A 21,824-nucleotide genomic window follows, 5' to 3' on the forward strand; every position below is an offset into this window, starting at 1 on the left:
ACTTGTTTTGATAAAGGGTAGAAAGCTGGCTGTTAAATGTTTTGCAAATCATCAAAATGGCTCGCAAAGTAGTGCTGCAAAAAATGCTTAAAAGCGATACTCGCTGGCGATAAAGCTCGCGATGAACGTTGGTAAATAAAGAATCGGCGCATTTTGACAGGTTGCGTCAAAGGTCGCATCTGCAAACTATTAGCGCTGACCCAGTCTATCACCTCCGGCATATAAGGCAGACACAAGGTAATACCAAAGCCTTGACGGGTCATCTCGAGCGCCGTCGACATAAAATTTACTTTATAGCGTGCTTGCTGGATGTGGTTTGCGATGCGCTCATCAAGCTCTGCGGTCACTTGCTCAATAAATGGACCTTGCAGGGTAATAAGCGGCGTATCAATCAAATCTTGCCAAATAATCTCAGATTTACGTGCCAGCGCATGACTATCAGGCATGACCACACAGAATGGCAGCTGATATAACAAATCGGCGCTGATGTCATCTTCAGCGTCCATAAATTCAAGCTCAGTGCCCACGCCCAAATCCACCTCAATGTTTTGAATGTGTTCTAAGACATTTTCTGCTGAGCAATCGAGCAAAGACACGCTAATCTCAGGATATTCTTTGGCAAACTGAGCGATAACCGCTGGCATAGAGGAGGCCGCAAACTGTGATACAGCGAGCCTGACCTGACCTTGCGCTAAGCTCGTTAAGCTACTGGCTTCATTTTCAAACAGCTGCATCTCATTTAAGATGCGCCGAGCTTGCGGCAATAGATGCCGTCCAACTGCCGACAACGACAGCTGGCGTGTAGTGCGATCAAACAACACAATGCCAAGGCTAGATTCAAGCTCTTTTATCAATCCACTAACGGCAGATTGGGTCAAATGCATCTGGTCGCTGGCACGAGTAAAGCTGCCGTTGTCAGCGACTTTGATAAAAGCGGTAAGTTGGCGAATGCTGATATTCATAAGTAAACCTGATAAATAAATCAAAAAATACGATTAGTCTTATAAATCAAGCTAATCTAATATAAATGAATCGTCAATAGGAATGATTGATGAAACTTATTTTTTGCTAATTTTTAGCGCTTTATACCACCAATTGCAATTAAGGATGATGACAATGGCAGATTTATTTGACAACCCTATGGGTCTACAAGGCTTCGATTTTGTTGAGTTCGTCTCACAAGAGCCTGAGCTTGTCGAAGAGCTGTTTCGCAACCTTGGCTTTACTCATGTCGCCAATCACCGCTCAAAAGATGTTGCCTTGTTTCGTCAAGGAGACATCAACCTTATCTTAAACCGTGAGCCAAAAAGCCATGGTAGCTACTTTCTAGGTGAGCATGGTGCCGGCGCTTGCAGCATGGGTTTTCGTGTAAAAAATGCCCAGCAAGCTTATGATTTAGCGATCGAAAACGGTGCTGAGCCAGTCGATGTCAAAACAGGGGTGATGGAGTTACGTCTGCCAGCGATCAAAGGTATCGGCGGCTCGCTCATTTATCTTATCGACCGCTTTACCGCTGGTAACTCTATTTATGACATCGACTTTGAATATCTGCCTGATGTTGATAAGCATCCAAAAGGCTTTGGCTTCAAAGTCATCGATCATCTAACGCATAACGTCTACCGTGGGCGCATGGCTTACTGGGCTGACTTCTACGAGCGTATCTTTAACTTCCGTGAAATCCGCTACTTCGATATCAAAGGTGAATATACTGGTTTGACCAGTAAAGCGATGACTGCACCTGATGGCAAAATTCGTATCCCATTGAACGAAGAGTCAAAGCAGGGCGGCGGTCAGATCGAAGAGTACTTGATGCAATTTAATGGCGAAGGTATCCAGCATATCGCGCTATTGAGTGATGACCTATTGTCTAGCATCGACAAATTGCGAGAGATGGGCATTCCGCTTATGACGGCACCAAATGATACTTATTATAAGATGCTTGATGAGCGTCTACCAGGTCATGGCGAGAATATCTCTGAGCTACAGATGCGCGGTATCTTGTTAGATGGCACAACGGAAGGTGATGTTCCACGTCTGTTACTACAGATTTTCTCTGAAACCATCTTAGGTAGCCCAGTATTCTTTGAGTTTATCCAGCGTAAAGGCGATTACGAAGAGGGCTTCGGCGAAGGTAACTTTAAAGCATTGTTTGAATCTATCGAGCGCGACCAAGTACGCCGCGGTATGGTTGGTCAGACAGAGATAGAGACAGAAGCGCCATAATTTTCAGAGATTTCTTAAGAGTGCCTTTAAAAAAGCACTTTTAAACAAGTATCAAAAGGGCAAGATGAAAGGGGTTTATCTTGTCCTTATTACCTTTGTTACTCTGCTATTAATAATAAACGTTAAAAGCGAGGCAGATAAAGTGAATAAAGCAAATGACTGATACCAAGGTATTGGACTCATTGCAATATAAGGAAACTAGGCATGGAAAGCCGTCACCAGACAACTGCGTACATAAAGCCTCTCAGTAGCAATTCGTTAAGCACTGAAGCTTCTACTCATCATTTAACTCAGAAGAAGCACCCTTACGTATCGCGTCAGCCAGACGATCATGGTCATATTCATTATAGTGACGATGAAAACGCGATGTGGCAAGCACTGCTTGAACGTCAAGCCAAGCAAATACCCAATCGTGCCAGTTCAGCCTATCTTGAGGGTTTAGAGAAACTCAAGCTACCAGCAACGCATATTCCGCAACTACAAGATATTGATGAAGTATTGCAAGCCAGTACTGGTTGGCAAACCGCTGCTGTACCAGCGTTAATAAGCTTCGGTAAATTCTTCAAACTCTTAGCTAATAAACGCTTTCCGGTTGCGACCTTTATCCGCCGCTTTGATGATATGGACTATATCGAAGAGCCAGATATTTTTCATGAAATCGTCGGGCATTGTCCGCTGCTGACCCATCCTGCGTTTGCAATTTTTAATGAGACTTATGGCAAGCTTGGTCTAAATGCGACTAAGCAAGAGCGTCTTTACTTAGCGCGCCTATATTGGTTCACCATCGAATTTGGTCTAATGGGCGAGACCAAAGAAACCCGCAAGATTTATGGTGGCGGCATTTTAAGCTCACCGTCTGAAACCATCTATGCCCTAAGCGATGAACCGGACTGTCGTGCATTTGATTTGATTGACGTATTGCGCACGCCTTACCGTATTGATCAAATTCAGCCTATCTATTATGCAATTGACGATTTGGATACGTTATTTGATATCGTGAATAGCGACATTATGGGCGCTGTAAAAAAGGCGATGAGTTTAGGATTGTTTGAGCCAACATATGCTATTAAGACGGCTTAATAGATAGTGCATTTTTTATAAGTAGTAAAAGAACCAACGTCAACACGGACGTACATTCATTAAAAAACTAATAGTTAATATAAAAGGATATTATCATGACGTCATTATCACAAGCCAGCTGTGAAGCCTGCCGTATTGGCGCACCGACAGTCAGCGACAGCGAAGCCACAGAGTTATTACAACAAATTCCAGAGTGGACGTTGATTGAAATCGATGGCATCAAGCAATTACAGCGCCAATATAAATTTAAGAATTTCGTTTTAGCAATGGCATTTGCCAATGAGCTTGCTGAGATTTCTGAAGCAGAAGGGCATCATCCGGGCATATTGGTAGAGTGGGGCAAGGTGACGGTCACTTGGTGGTCGCACAGTATTAAAGGTTTGCATCGCAATGACTTTGTCATGGCAGCCAAGACCGACAGCTTACTCACCAAATAATCAGAGTAGCAATACTGCTAGCAACTGATTAAACTTGTCACCCTAAAATCAAACCCTGTTGCCAGACTCTACTGGCACTCTAAGGATGTGTGATGCCTCCAAAAATTCTAACCCAAATCTCACCGCAACTGGCATTTATGATTTCAGCCATTGTCATTGCTATCATGGGCGTTACCATGATTGGTTTTGGCTGGGTACCGCATTTATCATTGATCCTCGCTATCTGTGTCCTGCTAGGCATTGGTCTATTTAAAGGATTAAGTTTTGATGACATGCAAGCGCAAATGGCATCCGGCGTTATGCGCGGTATTGGTGCGATCTATTTATTCTTCTTTATCGGTTTGATGGTCGCCGCTTTGATGATGTCTGGTGCCATCCCAACGCTGATGTATTTTGGTTTTGAGCTGATATCTCCGCAGTATTATTATATCTCCGCCTTTGTATTGACCTCTATTATCGGTATCGCTTTGGGCAGTAGTTTGACGACTGCTGCGACGCTTGGCGTGGCTTTCATTGGTATGAGTGATGCCTTTGATGCTAACGTTGCGATAGCGGCAGGCGCTGTGGTATCAGGGGCGTTTTTTGGTGATAAAATGTCGCCATTATCGGATACTTGTACCATTGCTTCAGCAGTTGTAGGCATCGATTTGTTCGAGCATATACGCAATATGATGTATACCACAGTTCCGGCATGGATATTAACGGTTATATTATTTTGGTTTTTCTCAGGACAGACAGCTGGCTCAGATTTAAGTCAAGTAACGGTGCTAAAAGGACAATTGATTGACAGTGGTTTGGTACATGGTTATGCGGTATTGCCATTTGTGGTCTTGATTGCGCTGGCTCTATTTCGAGTTAATGCCATTTACACCATTATTTGTACCATTGCTGTGGCAATTATCATTACTTATATGCATAGCACGCCAAACGTTGGGCAGTTGGGCGGTTATTTCTTTGCAGGTTATACACCCGCAGAATCATTGGAGCTTGATGAAGTGGGTGGTATGCTGTCGCGTGGCGGTGTGCAAAGTATGTTCTTTACTCAAGCCATCGTGATATTGGCGCTGAGTTTAGGCGGATTGTTGACGGCATTGGGTATCTTGCCAGCACTGTTATCTGGTATCAAAGACAATTTAACGACAGCAGGACGCGCCATTTTTGCCGCTGCCATGTCAGCACTCAGTATCAATGTCCTCATCGGTGAGCAGTATTTGAGTATTCTTTTATCGGGTACGGCATTTCGTCCGACGTTTGAGCGCTTGAACTTGCATCCAAAAAATCTATCACGCACCATTGAAGATGCCGGTACAGTGATCAATCCACTTGTACCATGGAGTGTGTGCGGTGTGTTTATCAGTCAAGCGTTAGGCGTGCCAGTGCTTGATTATCTACCTTATGCGTTCTTCTGTTATTTATCACTGCTACTGACGATATTGTTTGGCTTTACAGGGATAACGATTACGCGCAAAGATGGGTCTAGCGTCCGTAAGCATCAAAAAGCACAAGCAGTTAATTAAATAACGGCTACATAAACCCCTTTAAAGAATATTCATTCTTTAAAGGGGTTTTTTCGTAATAGACTAATCATCTGCTCTAAAAAATCAGCGACGTGCTTATGTAGGTTTTGTCGATAGGCCCAATGATGCTTGACCTCGTAACTTGCCTCATTGGGCAACAGTATTTTCATCATTCCCATCTCTTCATAACGCTTTGCCAAGTCATTGGGCAAGTAGCCGACATGATGACCCGCCAAAATCAACTGCGCGGTCGCCTCCATATGGTAAGTGGTGGCGCTTAACGTTTTTGGGCGGACATGATTGATACTCAAATCAGTAATATAGCCTCGTTTTATCCATGGATAGCTGTGTTCCAAATCCTCAAAGGTTAAACCTTCTGCCTCATAAAATAGCCGATGCTCGCGTCCGCAGCAGACCACTTGCTTTTCGATAAATGCGGGCTGAAAAGTCAATAGGGGTGGGAAGCTGCCAAAATAGCCCACGCCAATATCACTTTCATTGCTAAGTAACTTGTCGAGCATACTCTCAGGGCTTTGCACATCGATAGAAAAATGTATCAATGGATTATTACGATAGCTTGCTGCCAAGCACTGACGTAAGGCATCATAAAAAACCGTCGGCATCTGATCGATAAGACATAACCGAATATGACCGCCGCGTACCGAATCCAGTTGCCGAATATAATGCAGTTGATGCTGAAAGCTTGCCACCGCTTCGGTAAAACTTAAGCAAGCCTCGTAAACCGCGGCACCGTCCTCGGTGAGCTTAAAACCCGCGCGTCCACGATGACAAAGTGTCATACCCAAGCGGTCTTCTAAATGGGTCAAATGACCGCTGATGACAGACGGCGTGACATTTAAGCGTGACTGCGCGGCGGTCACACCTTGACACTCTACGATGGCCATAAAGCTCCGCAGGGTTTTGATGTCAATTTTTATCAATTCATCTAGCATCGAAAGTCATGTCCCCGTATCTATTGTCTTAATCAACCCTTTATAAAACTTCTATAAATAACGAATAAATCAAAGTTACTACGAAAAATCAGAAGTTTACTTCTAAATTTTACCATGGTCTCGCCTCTGATATTTAGGTATTGTCAGAGCTATAGAAAAAGTGGCATAGATAAAAAGTAATATAGACAAATTGTCTGTTTTGACCAATCGATACAAGGATGTAAGTGATGAAATTCAATCAACCATTAAGCGGCAACGACATGCCAAGATTTGGCGGCTTTGCGTCTATGATGCGCCTGCCAACCCAAGCCGATGCTGAAGGACTGGATGTCGCATTTGTTGGGGTGCCTTTAGATATTGGCGCCTCAAACCGTAGCGGTGCAAGATTGGGTCCGAGACAGATTCGCGATGAATCACGCATGATTCGCCCTTATAACGTCGCCACTCGCGCCGCTCCCTTTGAGTCTTTGCAAGTCGCTGACATTGGCGACGTTCCTATCAATACTTTTAACCTGCTAAAAAGCGTCGATATTATCGAAAAATTCTATACCGATAAAATCGTCAGTCATGGCGCTATTCCTTTAACGTTAGGCGGCGATCATACCATTGCTTTGCCTATCTTACGTGCGCTTGCCAAAAAACATGGGCCTGTTGGGATGGTGCATATCGATGCGCATGCTGATATCAATGATGAAATGTTTGGCGAAAAAATTGCTCATGGCACACCATTTCGCCGCGCAGTTGAAGAGAACCTCATTGATGGCAACCGTGTGGTACAAATTGGCTTACGTGGTACGGGTTATAGTGCTGAAGAGTTTGATTGGTCAACCGAGCAAGGTTTTCGAGTAGTGCCTGCTGAAGAATGTTGGTATAAATCACTGACACCTTTGATGGCAGAAGTGCGCGAGAAGCTAGGTGATGGTCCCGTCTATCTAAGTTTTGATATTGATGGGATTGATCCTGCGTTTGCACCGGGTACGGGCACCGCGGAAATCGGTGGCTTAACGTCAACACAAGCTATTGAGATCATTCGTGGTATGCGCGGACTTGATGTGGTTGGTGGCGATTTGGTAGAGGTGTCACCGCCGTATGACCCGTTTGGTAACACCTCAGTACTAGCCGCGAACCTGCTATTTGAGATGCTATGTATTCTACCGGGCGTGCGCTATGACGACAAAGTCAAAGCCATTTATTGAGCATGATTTATAATTCCAAACTGTCCTTTATAAGGAATTAAAGGGCAGTTTGGGTTTAGCTTGGATTTGATACTGAACGACTTATTTACTTGCTATTGAATTTTTAGGATGATTAACTCATGACGCATTCTCTCCAAACGCCTTCTTCATTGCCAAAATCTGCGCTAGTTACCTCATCTCTAACTTGCGGTGAGCTACTCGTACAGTGGCTAGAATATTACGGGGTTGAGACGGTATTTGGTATTCCGGGCGTACATACGGTCGAGCTATATCGTGGCCTGCCCAATACCGATATCCGCCACGTGACACCGCGTCATGAGCAAGGCGCAGGCTTTATGGTTGATGGTTATTACCGCGCGTCTGGCAAAGTCGGGGTATGCTTTATCATCACCGGTCCCGGCATGACCAATATCATGACGGCAATGGCGCAAGCATTGGCAGATTCTATACCGATGCTAGTGATATCTAGTGTCAATAAAGTGCAGCATACCGGCAGCGGTGAAGGGCACTTGCATGAATTGCATGACCAGCAAGGTATGGTCAGTAAGGTTGCGCTCATGAGTAAAACCATCTGGCAACCTGAGTCGTTACCCAAAGTCATCGCTGAAGCTTTTGCGTTATTTAATGGCGCGCGTCTGGGACCAGTTCATATCCAGTTGCCTATTGATGTGATTACCGCCGATGCCAGTCATGTCGCCAAGCCGCCTGATTTAACCTCTAATTTTAATAAAACTAAAAATTTAAATAACACTGCAAAAAGCCAAGCTGATGATGGTTTAACACTACCGCAAGTCATGAGACCACTACCTCATCCTGCGCAATTATATTTGATTGTTGAATCTCTAAAAGCGGCAAAAAATCCAGTATTGCTCTATGGTGGTGGCTGCGTTGATGTTAATCATGACGCGCAAAAACTGGCAGAACTTATCGATGCGCCCACCTTTTTGACCATCAATGCCAAAGGTTTACTGCCACCTGCTCATCCGTTGAGTTTGGGTAGCAATCAGTCATTAGACGCCGGTCGCGCCGTCATTAGCGAGGCCGACTTAGTATTGGCGATTGGTACTGAGCTTGGCGAGACTGATTACGATGTTTTCTTTAACGGTGGCTTCCAAATCAATGGCATGTTGATTCGCATTGACTGCGATGCCCAGCAATTACAGCGTCCGTTTAGAGCGGATATTACGCTATTGTCTGATGCGCAAATGGCCATTAGCGGTTTATGTACGCGCTTAGAAAATCAACCGCTGAATCATCAAGCCCTCGTGAGAGTAGCAAAGGTAAAGCAGGCGTTGATAGAGGAAATGACACCAGACTTTGCTGGTCAAAATGCGCTGCTACAGCTGATTCGAGATGAAGTAAAAGACGTCATATTTGTTGGTGACTCGACCCAGCCTGTTTATAGTGGCAACCTTGGTTTTGAGGCCTTAGCGACGCGCCGATGGTTTAATTCATCGACTGGCTTTGGCACCTTGGGTTATGGTTTGCCTGCCGCTATTGGTGCCATGATTGGCTCAAAATCGCCGGTTGTGAGTCTGATTGGCGATGGTGGCATTCAGTTTACCATCGCAGAATTAATCTGCGCCGCCGAGCTTGAGCTGCCATTGATTGTGCTGTTATGGAACAACCAAGGTTATGGTGAGATTCGCCGCTATATGGAAGAGGGTGGCATGCCACTGATTGGGGTCAATATTAAAACCCCGAACTTTGAGCCATTAGCCGCAGGATTTGGCGCAGGCTATCGCAGAATCACAGCCAAACAGCAACTGATCGAGGTATTAAAAGAAGACATCAAAGGCACACAACCGATGATTTATGAAGTTGATGAAGCTGATGAATTTCTTCTTGAAATGGGTAAAACCTTTACCTGCTTTAGCTGAATATTGATTTGTACTAAAAATAATTAATAAAATTAGATCCGACCAATTCACTCAATCCGAGCATTGTTCAGACCGCCAAAGGGAAAAATTGGTGATCGTCGCTTATCAAGGAGGAATCAGATGTCAAATGTTATTGATCAATCGCAGCAGCCCATATTGGGCAATCATGTTAGTGTGTCAGAGACCCCGCAAGGCGCACAATGGCGCGCCGCAATGTGGAAGTTCTTGCTGTTTTCAGCATTGGGTATTGCGTTATTTATCATCCCGTTTCAATGGGACGGCAAGGTCACTATTTTATTAGGAGTGCTTACCGATACCTTGCAAGCATTGGTTGGAGGTTATGTTGTTTACACTGCATTAGCGATTGTTACAGTCTCCTTTGTAGGGGCGCTAGCGATCAAAGGTTTGAAGCCTAACCTGCCAGCAGACTCTATGCGTGCAAAGTTGTTTGATGTCGATTGGTTTTGGCTATCCGCGCGCTTTTTAGGGGCGCTATTTGTTTGGATGATTTACCTACAAATCGGACCTGAGTTTATTATCAACCGCAATACTGGCGGCGTCATTTTTGAAGACCTGATTCCTATTTTGATACCTTTGTTCTTTTTTGCTATTTTATCTTTACCGTTTCTGACGGATTTTGGTTTGATGGAATTTTTGGGTACCTTGTCGAGTAAGGTGTTTGTCAAACTGTTCCGGTTGCCGGGTCGCTCAGCCGTCGATGCTATGTCTTCTTGGTTTGGCGCCGCATCTATCGGTTTACTTGTGACCATGCAAGAGTATGATAAAAGCTACTACAGTCAGCGCGAAGCAGCCATTATCGCAACGACTTTTTCGGTCACCTCCATCGCTTTTACCTATGTGGTTGCCAAAACCATCGGCGTTGACAATAACTTTGTGTATTTTTATCTGACCATTGCCTTAACGGGCTTTATTGCTGCCATTATCATGCCGCGCCTACCACCATTGTCTTTGAAGCCTGATACTTATCACTTAGGTAAGAGCATGCTTGATGAAGAGATTCCAACTGAGTACACCACCTATCAATGGGCGCTCAACCGTGCCATCACGCGCGCGCACTCTATGCCAAGCTTGGGTAAAGTTTTTAAACACAGCCTAAAGAACTTGTTTGATATCTATTTTGGCTTAATTCCGGTGGTTTTTGCTATCGGTACCATCGGTCTTGGCTTAGTCGAGTATACACCTGTATTTAATTGGTTGTCGGCACCGCTCGTACCAGTGCTTGAATTGCTACAAATTCCAGAAGCTGCTGAAGCGGCACCAGCGATGATTATGGGCTTTGCTGATATGTATTTGCCGGCGTTAGTTGGTAAGAGTATTGAGAGTGAGATGACAAGATTTATCGTTGGTGCAGCTTCTATTACCCAGATTATCTATATGTCTGAAGTAGGGGCGCTGATTCTAAAATCAAACATTAAGCTGAATGTGCTAGAGCTATTTATGATTTTTATTCTGCGCACGCTGATCAGTTTGGTGGTCATTACCACTGTGGCGCATCTGTTGTATTAAAAAATGTGCTTGTGCGTAATGCTATGCCAGCAGTCGGTTGTGCCTGATTAAAGGTAGCTATTGAAGCGGTAGACCGAGATGATGAGAAAGATACTTATGCATTATATGACCCAAATTTAGGAGAGGTTATTACTAAGACCAGACTGAGCACAAAAGCCCGCGTAGATATGGCAGTGGATGTCGCTACTCAAGTCTATCGGTCTTACACCCGTTGATATCTGTGCGCTTATTGTCCCGTGGAATTTTCCAATGGTAACCACTGCTTGGAAATTAGCCTTTGCATTGGCTGCAGGCTGTACCGTACTGTTAAAACCTTCTGAGGTGACATTAATCCAAGCAGGTCGTATTTAGATAAATGAGCAACAAATAGTATTGGCAGAAGCAGGCTGGGGCGGGTTTAAGCAAAGTGGTATTGGTCGAGAGTTGGGCGCAGGTGGTCTATCAGCTTATCAAAAGAGCAAGCATGTCTTGTTACCGCAATAATGCTCAAAATCTGTACACAGAAAAGCCTCCAATAAGGAGGCTTTTTTAAGCCAATAAAGAATGTCAAAACAATAAAACCGCTAAGATATTTCGATAGCGGTTTTATTGTCTATATTGTGAGCAGCTTAGTATTAAAAACTATGCGATATTAACCGAATACTTTCATGCGCTCTTCAACAGGCTTAAACGTTTTGTCGCCTGCAGGCTGCTCGATAGCACCAAATACCATTTGAGCGTTTAGCGTCCAGTCTTTGTCAATATTCCATGCTTCAGCAACTTTGTCATCGATAATAGGATTATAGTGTTGCAGATTTGCGCCAACGTCGATACTGGCCAAAGCCGTCCAAATAACATACTGATGCATCGCGTTGGTTTGATGTGCCCAAATGGGGAACTTATCTGCATATAACGGCGCGTTTTCTTGCATGCTTTTCACGACACTTTGATTTTCAAAGAACATGATTGTACCTGCACCCGCCTTAAAGCCCGCGATTTTGTCTTTTGTTGATTTAAACTTCTCTTCATCACCAACGATTGCATGTAACGTCTCTTCAGTGATATTCCACAGTTTCTGATGCTCTTCACCAAACAATACGACAACACGCGTCGATTGTGAGTTGAACGACGACGGCGTATGCAAGATTGCATGCTCAACCAACTTAACGACTTCGTCATTCGATACGGGTAATTGATTGCTCAACGCATAGATAGAACGGCGTTTTTCAGCAAGTTGTTGTAAGGTATTTAGGTCTGACATAGTATTTCTCCACATGGTTAATATAAATTGATTCGAACTAATAAATGATCGGTACTATTAATGGTTATATCCAGTATCTACACTTCCAATAATTATCTTTTAGTATAGATAAATTAAAATGCGTTGAAGCGTCCATTAGCTCATTGGTACTTCCATTAGCAATACTTTAGCATCATCGATGACGTCCATCGTAAAGTTCTTAGTATCCCAAACACCAAGGCCATCGCGTGTATCCAAAGTGTTACCGTTTACGACAACTTTACCGCTAATGACAAAGACATAAACACCATTGTTAGGATCTTTTAGCTGATAGGTATGGGTAACACCTTTATCGAAATCACCCATGCTAAACCAAGCATCTTGATGAATCCATACGCCTGCATCGTCAGCATTGGGTGACAATACTTGATTGAACTCATTTGGCTTTAGGATATCGTCCATACGAACTTGCTGATAACGAGGCTCAACGTTCATTTTATTTGGAATAACCCAAATCTGTAGGAACTTCACCTCTTCTTTGTCATCGCCATTCATTTCGCTGTGCGTGATACCAGTACCCGCTGACATGACTTGGATTTCACCGGTTTCGATGATGCCATTATTACCGATGTTATCGCCGTGACCGAGCTTACCTGATAAAGGAATACTGATAATTTCCATATCGCGGTGTGAGTGCTTACCAAAGCCTTGACCACCAATGACGAAGTCATCATTGATGACGCGTAGCGCACCAAAACCCATACGATCTGGATTATGATAATTAGCAAAGCTAAAAGTGTGCTTGCTTTTTAGCCAGCCATGGTTGGCATCGCCACGAGAGTCTGCTGCATGATAGATCGTTTTCATAATTTATCCTTAGATATTAATAGGTTAAATGTCTATAAATGTATTATTAATTGACTTGTTTAAACAATGGGTCCATTATAATTGTTGTCCTATAATAGATAAACAACGTTAACTGCAATTAACTATTCTTTTTTTTAGAACAATTGGATGGCAGAGATAGCGCCACATATTCATAGTAGAACCATGGACTCTATAACAGGGTCAGTTGCATAAACGGTTGCCATAAACCCAAAAATCGATTACGCAATATGTTGTAAAAAGTCTCTATCACGCGCCCTAACTGATAGATACAGCACGGGCAAAACAAATAAGCCTACTGCCCAAAAACTTAGCTGCATATATAACAACGCACCCACTAATGCGCCTACTAAAAAGCTAGATACCAATACTGAGCTGTGTGCCAGTTTTTTGCGATTGTCCGCTGTGCGATTGACCAAGTAATCGGTCAGATTGATACCCAGTTGCGTAGTATTACCCGTCATCAATACTGTCGGACTCATATGCTTAATCACCGTTTTACTAGCGGTATTACGAATCGCCAGCGCAATTAAGCCTAATCCACCCGTTATCGCCACGGTTATATCACCAGCATCGACAAAAGGCTGATAGTACAAACCGGCAATCATAAAAGTGGTCAGAAAAAATGCTTCCGCTAAGAATAAATGGCTCAGTGTTAGCTGTTTATTTTTACTATGGTCAATAAATATCTTGGTCACCATGACCGTCAAAATAAATAACGGTAAGGCGGCAAGTTTAATCCATAGACCGGCTTCACCTTTCACCAAGCCACTGCCCGCCATTACCAAGTTACCCGTGACATGTGCGGTGAAGAAACCAAACAAGGTGATAAAACCAATGGTATCAATGGCACCGCCAACCACTGTCAATAACACAGGCGTTTGATGACGCTGCCAAAAACTTGGTAAGTTATCATTAGATGGGCTGTGAGCGTTAGTTGTCATGATAAGGAGCTGTCATAAGTATAAGTGAGCATAAATACACGTTTAACCATCGTTTTCTTACTTTTAGTTATAGGCAATTATCTACGCGTGTTGCTGTGATCAATTGAATAAGCACCTGCACCATGAGCAAAAATCATCAAGAACCCACCTGCTATCGCGATGTTTTTCATAAAGGGGTTCATTTGTGATTCATCAATCCAGAACTGATGGAAAAGCAGTGCTGATATGATGTTAAAACCCACGAACAATAACGCAATCAGGCGTGCTTTAAAACCAAGCAAAACAGCAATGCCACCAAATAACTCAAGGGCAATCACCAACGGTAATAGCGTATCAGGTACGCCCATCGACTCCATATAACCTTGAGTAGCAGCGTAGCCTGTGATTTTGGTAAAGCCTGAAAAGATAAAAATCATTGATAAAAATAGCCGACCAATTGGGGCGCTAAGCTCTTGTAATTTATCCATAGTAATTCTCCAAAAATGTCACAATGTGGATCTAAATCGTTTATATGTCGCTAAGTAATGATTATATTTTAATTGTTGACCACATATAGATAAACCGTAATAATCGCAAATAACAGTTCTTATTTAGAGAACAGTCAAGGAGCATCTTATATGGGACAATTAGAAGACATGGCAATGTTTGTACGCATTGTTGAAGCCGGTAGCATTACCAAGGCTGCCGAACAACTAAATATTGCCAAATCAGCGGTTAGCCGTCGCCTCAAGGATTTAGAGACGCGCTTGGGCAGTCAACTTATTAGCCGCACCACGCGCCAATCCAACTTAACCCAAGCCGGTGAGCAGTATTACCAAAAGGTGAGCAATATACTGAGCGAAGTTGACGCCCTAAACGAAGAAACCAGTGGTGCGCCTACGCGTATCGAGGGCACCTTAAAAATGACCGCGCCATTATCATTTGGCTTGATGCATCTAAATGATGTCATTGATGAATATGCCAATCAGCATCCCAATTTGAACTTTGAGCTCGATTTCTCTGATCGGCATACAGATTTGGTTGAAGAAGGGTTTGAGTTGGGGATTCGTATTAGAGAACTGCAGGATTCGAGCTATCAAGCCAAACGTCTGGCGCTGATTCGCTATACCTTATGTGCCAGCCCTGAATATTTGAGTAAAATGGGCACACCAACTACCCTAGAAGATTTTGCCAAGCATGAGTTTTTACAATACGGTCTAAATAAATCCAGCACGATAGAGCTCATAGATGAGCAAGGTAAAAAGCACCAAGTCGCTATCAACTCAAAGATAAAGGTCAATAATGGCGACTTTTTACGAGAAATGGCGGTAAAAGGTCATGGAATCGCTTTTTTGCCCAATTTTATTACTTACAAAACCTTAGCCAGTGGTGCACTTGTGCCCATCATGCAGCAGTATCAATTGCCGACTTTAAATGCTTATGCTGTTTATCCCAAAAACCGTTTCTTATCGCAGCGCTGCCGTTATCTAATCGATTTTATCGCTGAGCGTTTTGGCGATGATCCTTATTGGGATCGTTTTTAACTTTGTTTATGCGTTGGTGTTTGTTTTGCTTAAGTTTGTAATGCCTGTATAGATTCGCTTAGAGCAACTTAATAGGTGTTAAATACTTGCCCATGGTACTGACAACGACTGCTCTTAACTAAATGAGTAGTAATTATTAGTGGTTATTTTTGATGTCTCAAAATGCCTGAATAAAGATAATTAAAAACAACAATGCAAATAATGTTTTAGGTTCATATGCCGTATCTTATTGCTATCACCGCGATAACTATTACATCCCGTTAAATCTTCTTTGCAAAATTGCAAGACTTCCTCTTTAGTCAAACTTAGATCTGCTTTAACGACAAAGATTTTATATAGCCTTTTGTGTGCATGGTGTCGATACCGCTGCTGCTGATATTTTTAATGTTGGTATCATGAACGATTTTTTGCAGCATAAACCTTTTTTGGTTTTTGACGATTAACTTTAAAATAGCGTTCTTAGTATGTCATTCTACTGCCAGCCCGGTGTCGCACCATGCTCATCTTGGTGAGCAAATAAAGGATGCGCTTTTGCCTCCTCTAAGGTTAGCACTGGTGTGACGCAAACATCGGTGGATTCAAAAACCTGCTGCCAATGGGCAAGATCATGGCTGGCAAAGGTATCAGCAACCACTTGTGCTGCCTCTTGACTGTCCTTGGTATTAGGCATGACCCCCATTTGCCAATGCTTAGTCTTAAGCTCAGGCAATTCTAATACCTCACATAATCCTTGCCAGAACTTTAACTCTAAAGAGCCGACCGCCATATGACGACCATCTGCGGTTTTGTACAACCGATAACAAGGTAATAAACCACCTAAGAAATCATGTTGCGGCTTTGGGTTTTTACCAGTAAAGCTTGCCACCAGCTTTCCAGTCGCTTTTGGCATAACCAGATGCTGATACAAGCTGTGAGTCATACTGACGGCAACGTGGCGACCTTTGCCCGTGCGCTGTGCTGAAAATACAGCGGCCAAAAGAGCAATCACCGCCGTGTCACTGCCACCTGCTAAGTCTGCAAACTGGATGTTAGGCATTGACTGATCGCCATTTGCCGTCTTGAGCTGGTCAAGCACGCCGCTCATCGCCATAAAGTTGACATCATGACCCGCTTTATCCGCCCAGTCATGAGTGATGTCGTCGCTATCAGCTACGCCATAGCCAGTAATCGATACCATAACCAGCTTTGGATTAATGGCATGCAAAGTCTTAGCGTCCAGTCCCATGCCCTCAAGCACCTCAGGACGAAAACTATCAAGCATCACGTCCGCATCTTTAAGATGCGCTTTGATCATCTCAATACCTACTGGATCACGGAAATCAACTTTTTGAGTCTCTTTACCATGGTTCAATGCGGTAAACAGCTCGCCAAAAGCGCGGGCTGGATCGCCATTAAACGGTTCAATCTTGATAATATCCGCGCCTAAGTCTGCAAGCAGTCTAGTCGCAAAAGGCCCCGGAAGGTTACGCGTCAAATCAACGACGCGCAGCCCCTGTAAGCAGTCTTTCATAGCATCAGCTTGATTAACCATCTACAAACTCCTCACCACTTGAAGCCATATCTACTAATATTTGTGCAGGTGCAAAACGCTCACCGTATTTGCTCGCAAGCTCGCGGCTACGCTCTACAAATTTATCGACGCCTACTGAGTTGATGAACTGTAATGTACCACCTTGGTTTGGTGCAAAGCCCCAACCGAAGATTGAACCTACGTTTGCATCAGCCACAGTACGTACAACATTTTCCTCGAAACACTTCGCGGTCTCATTAGCTTGCACGTAAAGTAAGCGGTCTACCAAGTCTTGCTGAGACGGCTGCTCATCTGTCGTTGGGTACAGTTCAGTTAGCTCAGGCCATAGATGCTTCTCGCTATTTTGCGGATAGTCATAGAAGCCTTTAGCAACCTTTTTACCTTCACGGCCAAGTTCTTTGACCATTTTTTCTACCACTGGCATGGCTGGATGCGGTGTAAAGGTTTTGCCTTGCGCTTCTAAGGCACGCTTGGTTTGCTGCATGACATGTAATGATAGGCTTAGTGACACCTCATCTTGCAGTGCGAGTGGCGGCATCGGCATACCAGATTTCATACCAGCCACTTCAATACTACGAGGATGAATACCTTCACTTAACATGGCAATACCTTCTGAGACATAAGTACCAAAGACGCGAGAAGTGTAGAAGCCTCGGCTGTCATTGACAACGATAGGTGTCTTACCGATTTGACCGACATAATCAAAACCTTTAGCCAAAGTGGCATCATCGGTTTCTTCGCCCACGATAATCTCAACCAATGGCATTTTATCTACTGGCGAGAAGAAATGTAGACCGATGAACTGGTTTGGACGCTTGCTGGCTTTGGCAAGTTCAGTGATAGGCAAGGTTGACGTGTTTGACGCATAAACGGCATCTTCTGGAATTACTGCTTCAGCATTACGCGTGCATTCAGCTTTGATGTCTACATCTTCGAATACCGCTTCGATAATTAAATCACAGCCTTCTAAATCGTCGTAAGACGTTGTGGTTTTAATAAGGTCTAACAGTGCTTGTTTTTTCTCTTCCGTTGAACGACCACGGCTGATAGCCTTGTCGAGCAACTTAGCAGAATAGTTTTTGCCTTTTTCAGCGCCTTCGATAGCCGTATCTAACAGCACCACTTCCATACCCGCTTTAGCTGAGACGTAAGCGATACCCGCACCCATCATGCCAGCACCAAGTATGCCGACTTTGCTTACTTTAGAACGCTCAAACCCTTCTGGGCGTGACTGACCTTTTTTAATACTATTTAACTGTGTCCAAAGCGTATTTATCATATTTTTGGACGCGTCTGATAATACACAAGCGACAAAAAAGCGTGATTCGATTTTAAGACCGTTATCGATATCGGTTAGGCAGCCTTCAAAGACACTAGATAAGATATGGGTGATTGCCGGATAATTGCCGTGCGACTTTTGATTTGCCATCGCTGGCGCAATCGAAAATACTTGCACTATTTTAGGATGTTTGCTGTCACCGCCTGGGATTTTAAAGCCTTTTTTGTCCCATGGCTGCTGCGCTTTTGGGTTTTCATTAATCCACGCTTTAGCCTTACTGATAAGCTCATCATTGTCATGAGCCACATCATCGATAAGACCAATGTCAACCGCTTGCTGTGCGCTAAGCGTTTTGCCTTGCGTCATCAGTTCAAGTGCTTTTTGAATACCAACTAAACGTGGCAGACGCTGTGTACCACCGCCACCTGGCAATAGGCCTAGCTTAACTTCAGGTAAACCCAGCTTGGTTTTAGACGCTGTCTTTGGAGAGTCAATGGCGATACGATAATGACAAGCTAACGCCAGCTCTAAACCGCCACCTAGTGCCGTACCAGTAATAGCAGCAACCACTGGCTTACCTGACGTTTCAAGTTTACGCAGGCTAGCTTTTAAGTCTTCAACCAAGTTAAACGCTTGCTCAGCAGTTTCAATAGTGGCCAGTTGGTCAATATCTGCGCCAACTACAAAGGTTGATTTACCAGACGTTAAAATCAAACCTTTTGCTTCTTGGTCGTTGACAAAAGCATTAGTCAATGTAGCAAAGGCGTCATTAAAGCCGTCGCCGATGACATTCATTTTACGATCTACTTGATCGATAGTAACCGTGATAATACCGTTGTCTGATTCTGCTGAAAAACTGTTTAATTCATTAATGGCATTTACGCTGTTTGTGTTCATTCGATATCCTTATTTTCTATGCGTAGGTTTGTCCATATATAGGTAATATTTGAGGCTTAAACACGCTCAATAATGGTAGCAATACCCATACCACCGCCGACACATAGGGTAATCATTGCTGTTTTTAGATCGCGGCGCTCAAGCTCATCAAGTACCGTGGTCAGCAGCATCGCGCCTGTCGCACCCAGTGGGTGACCCATAGCGATAGCGCCACCATTGACGTTCACTTTATCAAGCGAGAGACCAAAGTCATCAGCGGTATTAAGCGGCACAGCTGCAAATGCTTCGTTGATTTCCCAAAGGTCGATATCAGCAGCAGTCATACCGGCTTTAGTCAGTGCTTTTTTGCAGGCAGGGGTAGGGCCAGTCAACATGATGGTTGGCTCTGAACCAATCACAGATGCCATCGTTATTTTAGCGCGTGGTTTTAGACCTGCTTTTTCGCCAGCAGCCTTACTACCCACAAGACATAATGCTGAACCATCAACGATGCCTGAAGAGTTACCCGCATGATGAACATGATTTACGTTTTCAATCGTCGTATATTTATCAAGAATAACGCCATCGAAGCCCATTTTACCTGGCATTATAAATGATGGGTTTAGGCCTGCTAACGTTTCCACTGAAGTGTTTGGACGAATGGTTTCGTCTTTGTCTAATAGTAATAAACCGTTTAGATCTTTTACGGGAACGACTGACTTATCGTAGTAGCCTTTTTCCCATGCAGCCGCTGCTCTTTTGTGTGACTCTGAGGCAAACTCGTCAACGTCTTTACGACTAAAACCTTTTAAGGTAGCAATAGTATCAGCGCCAACCCCTTGAGGTACAAACTGAACTGCATCGTTTACTCGTGGATCCATATACCAAGCGCCGCCGTCCATACCCATTGGTACACGGCTCATTGACTCAACACCACCGGCAACGACTAAGTCTTCCATACCAGACATGACTTTGGTTGCTGCAAGGTTAATGGATTCTAAACCAGATGCACAAAAGCGTGACAGCGTTAACCCTGCCACGCTCTCATGCCAATCGGCGTCGATAACGGCGATACGTGCGATGTCAGAACCCTGCTCACCGACTGGTGTCACACAGCCTAAAATGACGTCGTCTACCAAACGGGTGTCTAAATTATGGCGTTGTTGCATCTCTTTGAGTAGCGTACGAACGAGCCAAATAGGTGACGCCTGATGGAGGGAGCCATCTTTTTTACCTTTGCCACGTGGGGTGCGGATGGCATCATAGATATAAGCGGTCTCAGTCATAATAAATCCTTTTAATATTTCATTGGATATTTGTTAAATGAAGTTTTGAAGAGAACGTACTCTCCTCAATTCAATACTTAAGAACATTTGGCTTAATAACATTCGTATATTGGCTGGCATGTATTTATTTGCATGTAGCAGTTTTCATGCAGCGGCTTGGTTTCACCCAACGCTATCACATAAATCGTGAGGCCAACTCCTTCATAATCTCATTAGTGCCGCCGTAGATTTTTTGGACGCGAGCATCCGCATACATACGAGCGATTGGGTACTCTGTCATATAGCCGTAACCACCGAATAACTGTAAGCATTCATCCATGACATTGCACTGTTTTTCAGTCACCCAGTACTTAATTAATGATGCTTGCGGTGCGGTTAGAGTGCCATTAATCATCGCTTCAACAGCAGAGTCACACAACGCTCTTACGGCCAGGTAATCAGCTTGAACTTCAGCGAGCTTAAAGCGCGTGTTTTGGAACTTCCAAATTGACTTTCCAAAGGCTTCACGCTCTTTTACGTATTCAAGCGTCAACTCTAAAGCTAACTTGATAGCGCCGCAACCACTTAACGCAATGATTAAACGCTCTTGTGGCAACTCTTGCATCATTTGAATAAAGCCAAGACCTTCTATACCGCCCAATACATTTTTCTGTGGGACACGGACATTACTAAAAAATAGCTCTGAAGTATCTTGAGCAGATAGACCAGTCTTTTTAAGATTACGGCCACGCGAGAAACCCTCTAGACCATCAGTTTCAACAATGATAAGAGAGACACCCTGTGCACCCTGCTCACGATCCGTTTTACAAGCCAATACGATAAGGTTGGTATGCTGACCGTTAGTAATAAACGTTTTTGAACCGTTGATGATATAGTCGTCGCCATCTTTAACCGCATAGGTTTTGATTGCCTGTAAGTCAGAGCCTGTCGTTGGTTCTGTCATTGCGATAGCGCCAACAGATTCGCCAGTAGCCAGTTTAGGTAGCCATGCTTTTTTCTGCTCTTCAGTACCGTGCTTTAAAATATATGGCGCTACAATACCTGAGTGAACCATACCACCAAAACCAGCTTGGTTAGCCTGTGCCTGAGCCAAAAGAATCGCGGCTTCATGACCAAAATCACCACCGCCACCGCCATATTCTTCAGGCATTGACGCACATAAAAATCCCATATCGCCAGCCTCGTGCCAAGCTTTACGGTCAATCATGCCATTTTCACGCCACTGCTCATCTTTATCCTTCCAACTTTGAAACATCTTCAAAGCACTGTCATACACCATGCTATGTTCTTCGGTCATCCAGTTTGAGGTAAAAGCTTCAATACTCATGTTGTCTATCCTTGACATTAATTATATAGAAATCGAATTTAGGGTAATTTATATTACCCTTTAGTTCGGTATTAAAAACTCTTTAAAATAAAAACTTGAAGAAGATATACTAGATGACCAAAATGCTTTATTCAATACGTT

The 21,824-nt window shown here is 43.8% G+C and carries 19 protein-coding genes and 1 pseudogene; 10 read left to right on the forward strand and 10 right to left on the reverse strand.

All coding sequences use genetic code 11. The annotated features are described in order from the left end of the window. Window positions 1-32: 32 nt before the first annotated feature. Window positions 33-962: a LysR family transcriptional regulator gene (locus OEG80_RS05055; protein WP_263242121.1), complete on the reverse strand. Its 930-nt coding sequence runs from the start codon at window positions 960-962 to the stop codon at window positions 33-35. Window positions 963-1,116: 154 nt separating this feature from the next. Between OEG80_RS05055 and hppD the strand changes: the two genes are divergently transcribed. From hppD to nhaC, 4 genes are all read left to right on the forward strand, one after another. Next, window positions 1,117-2,223: a 4-hydroxyphenylpyruvate dioxygenase gene (gene hppD / locus OEG80_RS05060; RefSeq protein WP_020443699.1), complete on the forward strand. Its 1,107-nt coding sequence runs from the start codon at window positions 1,117-1,119 to the stop codon at window positions 2,221-2,223. Window positions 2,224-2,427: 204 nt separating this feature from the next. After that, complete coding sequence (gene phhA, locus OEG80_RS05065; RefSeq protein WP_263242124.1) at window positions 2,428-3,303, forward strand: phenylalanine 4-monooxygenase; 876 nt, start codon at window positions 2,428-2,430, stop codon at window positions 3,301-3,303. Window positions 3,304-3,398: 95 nt separating this feature from the next. Beyond that, window positions 3,399-3,740 (forward strand): 4a-hydroxytetrahydrobiopterin dehydratase, encoded by a 342-nt coding sequence (locus OEG80_RS05070; RefSeq protein WP_263242125.1) that lies wholly within the window; start codon window positions 3,399-3,401, stop codon window positions 3,738-3,740. Between the two features lie 92 nt (window positions 3,741-3,832). Further along, a complete protein-coding gene (gene nhaC / locus OEG80_RS05075; protein WP_263242128.1) occupies window positions 3,833-5,257 on the forward strand; it encodes a Na+/H+ antiporter NhaC in 1,425 nt (474 codons plus the stop codon). Window positions 5,258-5,289: 32 nt separating this feature from the next. Here nhaC and OEG80_RS05080 read toward each other — a convergent pair whose 3' ends face one another. Further along, the gene (locus tag OEG80_RS05080; RefSeq protein WP_263242129.1) at window positions 5,290-6,210 is read right to left on the reverse strand and encodes a LysR family transcriptional regulator; all 921 of its coding nucleotides are present in this window, start codon (window positions 6,208-6,210) and stop codon (window positions 5,290-5,292) included. Between the two features lie 227 nt (window positions 6,211-6,437). Between OEG80_RS05080 and speB the strand changes: the two genes are divergently transcribed. From speB to OEG80_RS05105, 5 genes and pseudogenes are all read left to right on the forward strand, one after another. Further along, window positions 6,438-7,406, forward strand: a complete 969-nt coding sequence (gene speB, locus OEG80_RS05085) for an agmatinase (RefSeq protein WP_201532048.1) — start codon at window positions 6,438-6,440, stop codon at window positions 7,404-7,406. Window positions 7,407-7,525: 119 nt separating this feature from the next. Further along, on the forward strand, window positions 7,526-9,286 hold the full coding sequence (locus tag OEG80_RS05090; protein ID WP_263242131.1) for a 5-guanidino-2-oxopentanoate decarboxylase: 1,761 nt from the start codon (window positions 7,526-7,528) through the stop codon (window positions 9,284-9,286). A 120-nt stretch (window positions 9,287-9,406) separates the two neighbouring features. Further along, entirely contained in the window at window positions 9,407-10,813 is a 1,407-nt protein-coding gene (locus OEG80_RS05095) for a YjiH family protein (protein ID WP_263242133.1), read from the forward strand. A gap of 207 nt (window positions 10,814-11,020) precedes the next feature. Next, a pseudogene (locus OEG80_RS05100) lies at window positions 11,021-11,137 on the forward strand (aldehyde dehydrogenase family protein); the annotation flags it as partial. 27 nt (window positions 11,138-11,164) lie between these two features. Beyond that, complete coding sequence (locus tag OEG80_RS05105; protein WP_133104532.1) at window positions 11,165-11,296, forward strand: aldehyde dehydrogenase family protein; 132 nt, start codon at window positions 11,165-11,167, stop codon at window positions 11,294-11,296. 148 nt (window positions 11,297-11,444) lie between these two features. Here OEG80_RS05105 and OEG80_RS05110 read toward each other — a convergent pair whose 3' ends face one another. The 4 genes from OEG80_RS05110 to OEG80_RS05125 all read right to left on the reverse strand — a co-directional run bounded on the left by OEG80_RS05110 (window position 11,445) and on the right by OEG80_RS05125 (window position 14,328). After that, window positions 11,445-12,053, reverse strand: a complete 609-nt coding sequence (locus tag OEG80_RS05110; protein WP_011513876.1) for a nitroreductase family protein — start codon at window positions 12,051-12,053, stop codon at window positions 11,445-11,447. A gap of 135 nt (window positions 12,054-12,188) precedes the next feature. Beyond that, entirely contained in the window at window positions 12,189-12,899 is a 711-nt protein-coding gene (locus tag OEG80_RS05115; protein ID WP_133104534.1) for a pirin family protein, read from the reverse strand. 239 nt (window positions 12,900-13,138) lie between these two features. Next, on the reverse strand, window positions 13,139-13,861 hold the full coding sequence (locus OEG80_RS05120; RefSeq protein WP_133104535.1) for a YoaK family protein: 723 nt from the start codon (window positions 13,859-13,861) through the stop codon (window positions 13,139-13,141). Window positions 13,862-13,938: 77 nt separating this feature from the next. Further along, on the reverse strand, window positions 13,939-14,328 hold the full coding sequence (locus OEG80_RS05125) for a DoxX family protein (protein WP_133104536.1): 390 nt from the start codon (window positions 14,326-14,328) through the stop codon (window positions 13,939-13,941). A gap of 150 nt (window positions 14,329-14,478) precedes the next feature. Between OEG80_RS05125 and OEG80_RS05130 the strand changes: the two genes are divergently transcribed. Continuing rightward, window positions 14,479-15,384 carry a LysR family transcriptional regulator gene (locus OEG80_RS05130; RefSeq protein WP_263242136.1) on the forward strand — a complete coding sequence of 302 codons (906 nt, stop codon included), beginning with the start codon at window positions 14,479-14,481 and terminating at the stop codon, window positions 15,382-15,384. Window positions 15,385-15,856: 472 nt separating this feature from the next. Here OEG80_RS05130 and OEG80_RS05135 read toward each other — a convergent pair whose 3' ends face one another. The 4 genes from OEG80_RS05135 to OEG80_RS05150 all read right to left on the reverse strand — a co-directional run bounded on the left by OEG80_RS05135 (window position 15,857) and on the right by OEG80_RS05150 (window position 21,683). Then, window positions 15,857-16,915: a CaiB/BaiF CoA transferase family protein gene (locus OEG80_RS05135; protein ID WP_263242138.1), complete on the reverse strand. Its 1,059-nt coding sequence runs from the start codon at window positions 16,913-16,915 to the stop codon at window positions 15,857-15,859. Continuing rightward, entirely contained in the window at window positions 16,908-19,091 is a 2,184-nt protein-coding gene (locus tag OEG80_RS05140; RefSeq protein ID WP_263242139.1) for a 3-hydroxyacyl-CoA dehydrogenase NAD-binding domain-containing protein, read from the reverse strand. The genes OEG80_RS05135 and OEG80_RS05140 overlap by 8 nt, the downstream gene beginning before the upstream one ends. Before the next feature lie 56 nt (window positions 19,092-19,147). Continuing rightward, window positions 19,148-20,356, reverse strand: a complete 1,209-nt coding sequence (locus tag OEG80_RS05145) for an acetyl-CoA C-acetyltransferase (RefSeq protein WP_263242140.1) — start codon at window positions 20,354-20,356, stop codon at window positions 19,148-19,150. Window positions 20,357-20,531: 175 nt separating this feature from the next. Continuing rightward, window positions 20,532-21,683, reverse strand: a complete 1,152-nt coding sequence (locus OEG80_RS05150) for an acyl-CoA dehydrogenase family protein (RefSeq protein WP_263242142.1) — start codon at window positions 21,681-21,683, stop codon at window positions 20,532-20,534. Between the last annotated feature and the right edge of the window lie 141 nt (window positions 21,684-21,824).

Origin of the sequence: Psychrobacter sp. SC65A.3, assembly GCF_025642195.1 — a bacterium.
Taxonomy (GTDB): Bacteria; Pseudomonadota; Gammaproteobacteria; order Pseudomonadales; family Moraxellaceae; genus Psychrobacter; species Psychrobacter cryohalolentis.

Coding starts and splice junctions, on each gene's coding strand:
- OEG80_RS05055 (WP_263242121.1), bottom strand. CDS start 962: ATGAATATCAGCATTCGCCAACTTACCGCTTTTATCAAAGTCGCTGAC.
- hppD (WP_020443699.1), top strand. CDS start 1,117: ATGGCAGATTTATTTGACAACCCTATGGGTCTACAAGGCTTCGATTTT.
- phhA (WP_263242124.1), top strand. CDS start 2,428: ATGGAAAGCCGTCACCAGACAACTGCGTACATAAAGCCTCTCAGTAGC.
- OEG80_RS05070 (WP_263242125.1), top strand. CDS start 3,399: ATGACGTCATTATCACAAGCCAGCTGTGAAGCCTGCCGTATTGGCGCA.
- nhaC (WP_263242128.1), top strand. CDS start 3,833: ATGCCTCCAAAAATTCTAACCCAAATCTCACCGCAACTGGCATTTATG.
- OEG80_RS05080 (WP_263242129.1), bottom strand. CDS start 6,210: ATGCTAGATGAATTGATAAAAATTGACATCAAAACCCTGCGGAGCTTT.
- speB (WP_201532048.1), top strand. CDS start 6,438: ATGAAATTCAATCAACCATTAAGCGGCAACGACATGCCAAGATTTGGC.
- OEG80_RS05090 (WP_263242131.1), top strand. CDS start 7,526: ATGACGCATTCTCTCCAAACGCCTTCTTCATTGCCAAAATCTGCGCTA.
- OEG80_RS05095 (WP_263242133.1), top strand. CDS start 9,407: ATGTCAAATGTTATTGATCAATCGCAGCAGCCCATATTGGGCAATCAT.
- OEG80_RS05110 (WP_011513876.1), bottom strand. CDS start 12,053: ATGTCAGACCTAAATACCTTACAACAACTTGCTGAAAAACGCCGTTCT.
- OEG80_RS05115 (WP_133104534.1), bottom strand. CDS start 12,899: ATGAAAACGATCTATCATGCAGCAGACTCTCGTGGCGATGCCAACCAT.
- OEG80_RS05120 (WP_133104535.1), bottom strand. CDS start 13,861: ATGACAACTAACGCTCACAGCCCATCTAATGATAACTTACCAAGTTTT.
- OEG80_RS05125 (WP_133104536.1), bottom strand. CDS start 14,328: ATGGATAAATTACAAGAGCTTAGCGCCCCAATTGGTCGGCTATTTTTA.
- OEG80_RS05130 (WP_263242136.1), top strand. CDS start 14,479: ATGGGACAATTAGAAGACATGGCAATGTTTGTACGCATTGTTGAAGCC.
- OEG80_RS05135 (WP_263242138.1), bottom strand. CDS start 16,915: ATGGTTAATCAAGCTGATGCTATGAAAGACTGCTTACAGGGGCTGCGC.
- OEG80_RS05140 (WP_263242139.1), bottom strand. CDS start 19,091: ATGAACACAAACAGCGTAAATGCCATTAATGAATTAAACAGTTTTTCA.
- OEG80_RS05145 (WP_263242140.1), bottom strand. CDS start 20,356: ATGACTGAGACCGCTTATATCTATGATGCCATCCGCACCCCACGTGGC.
- OEG80_RS05150 (WP_263242142.1), bottom strand. CDS start 21,683: ATGAGTATTGAAGCTTTTACCTCAAACTGGATGACCGAAGAACATAGC.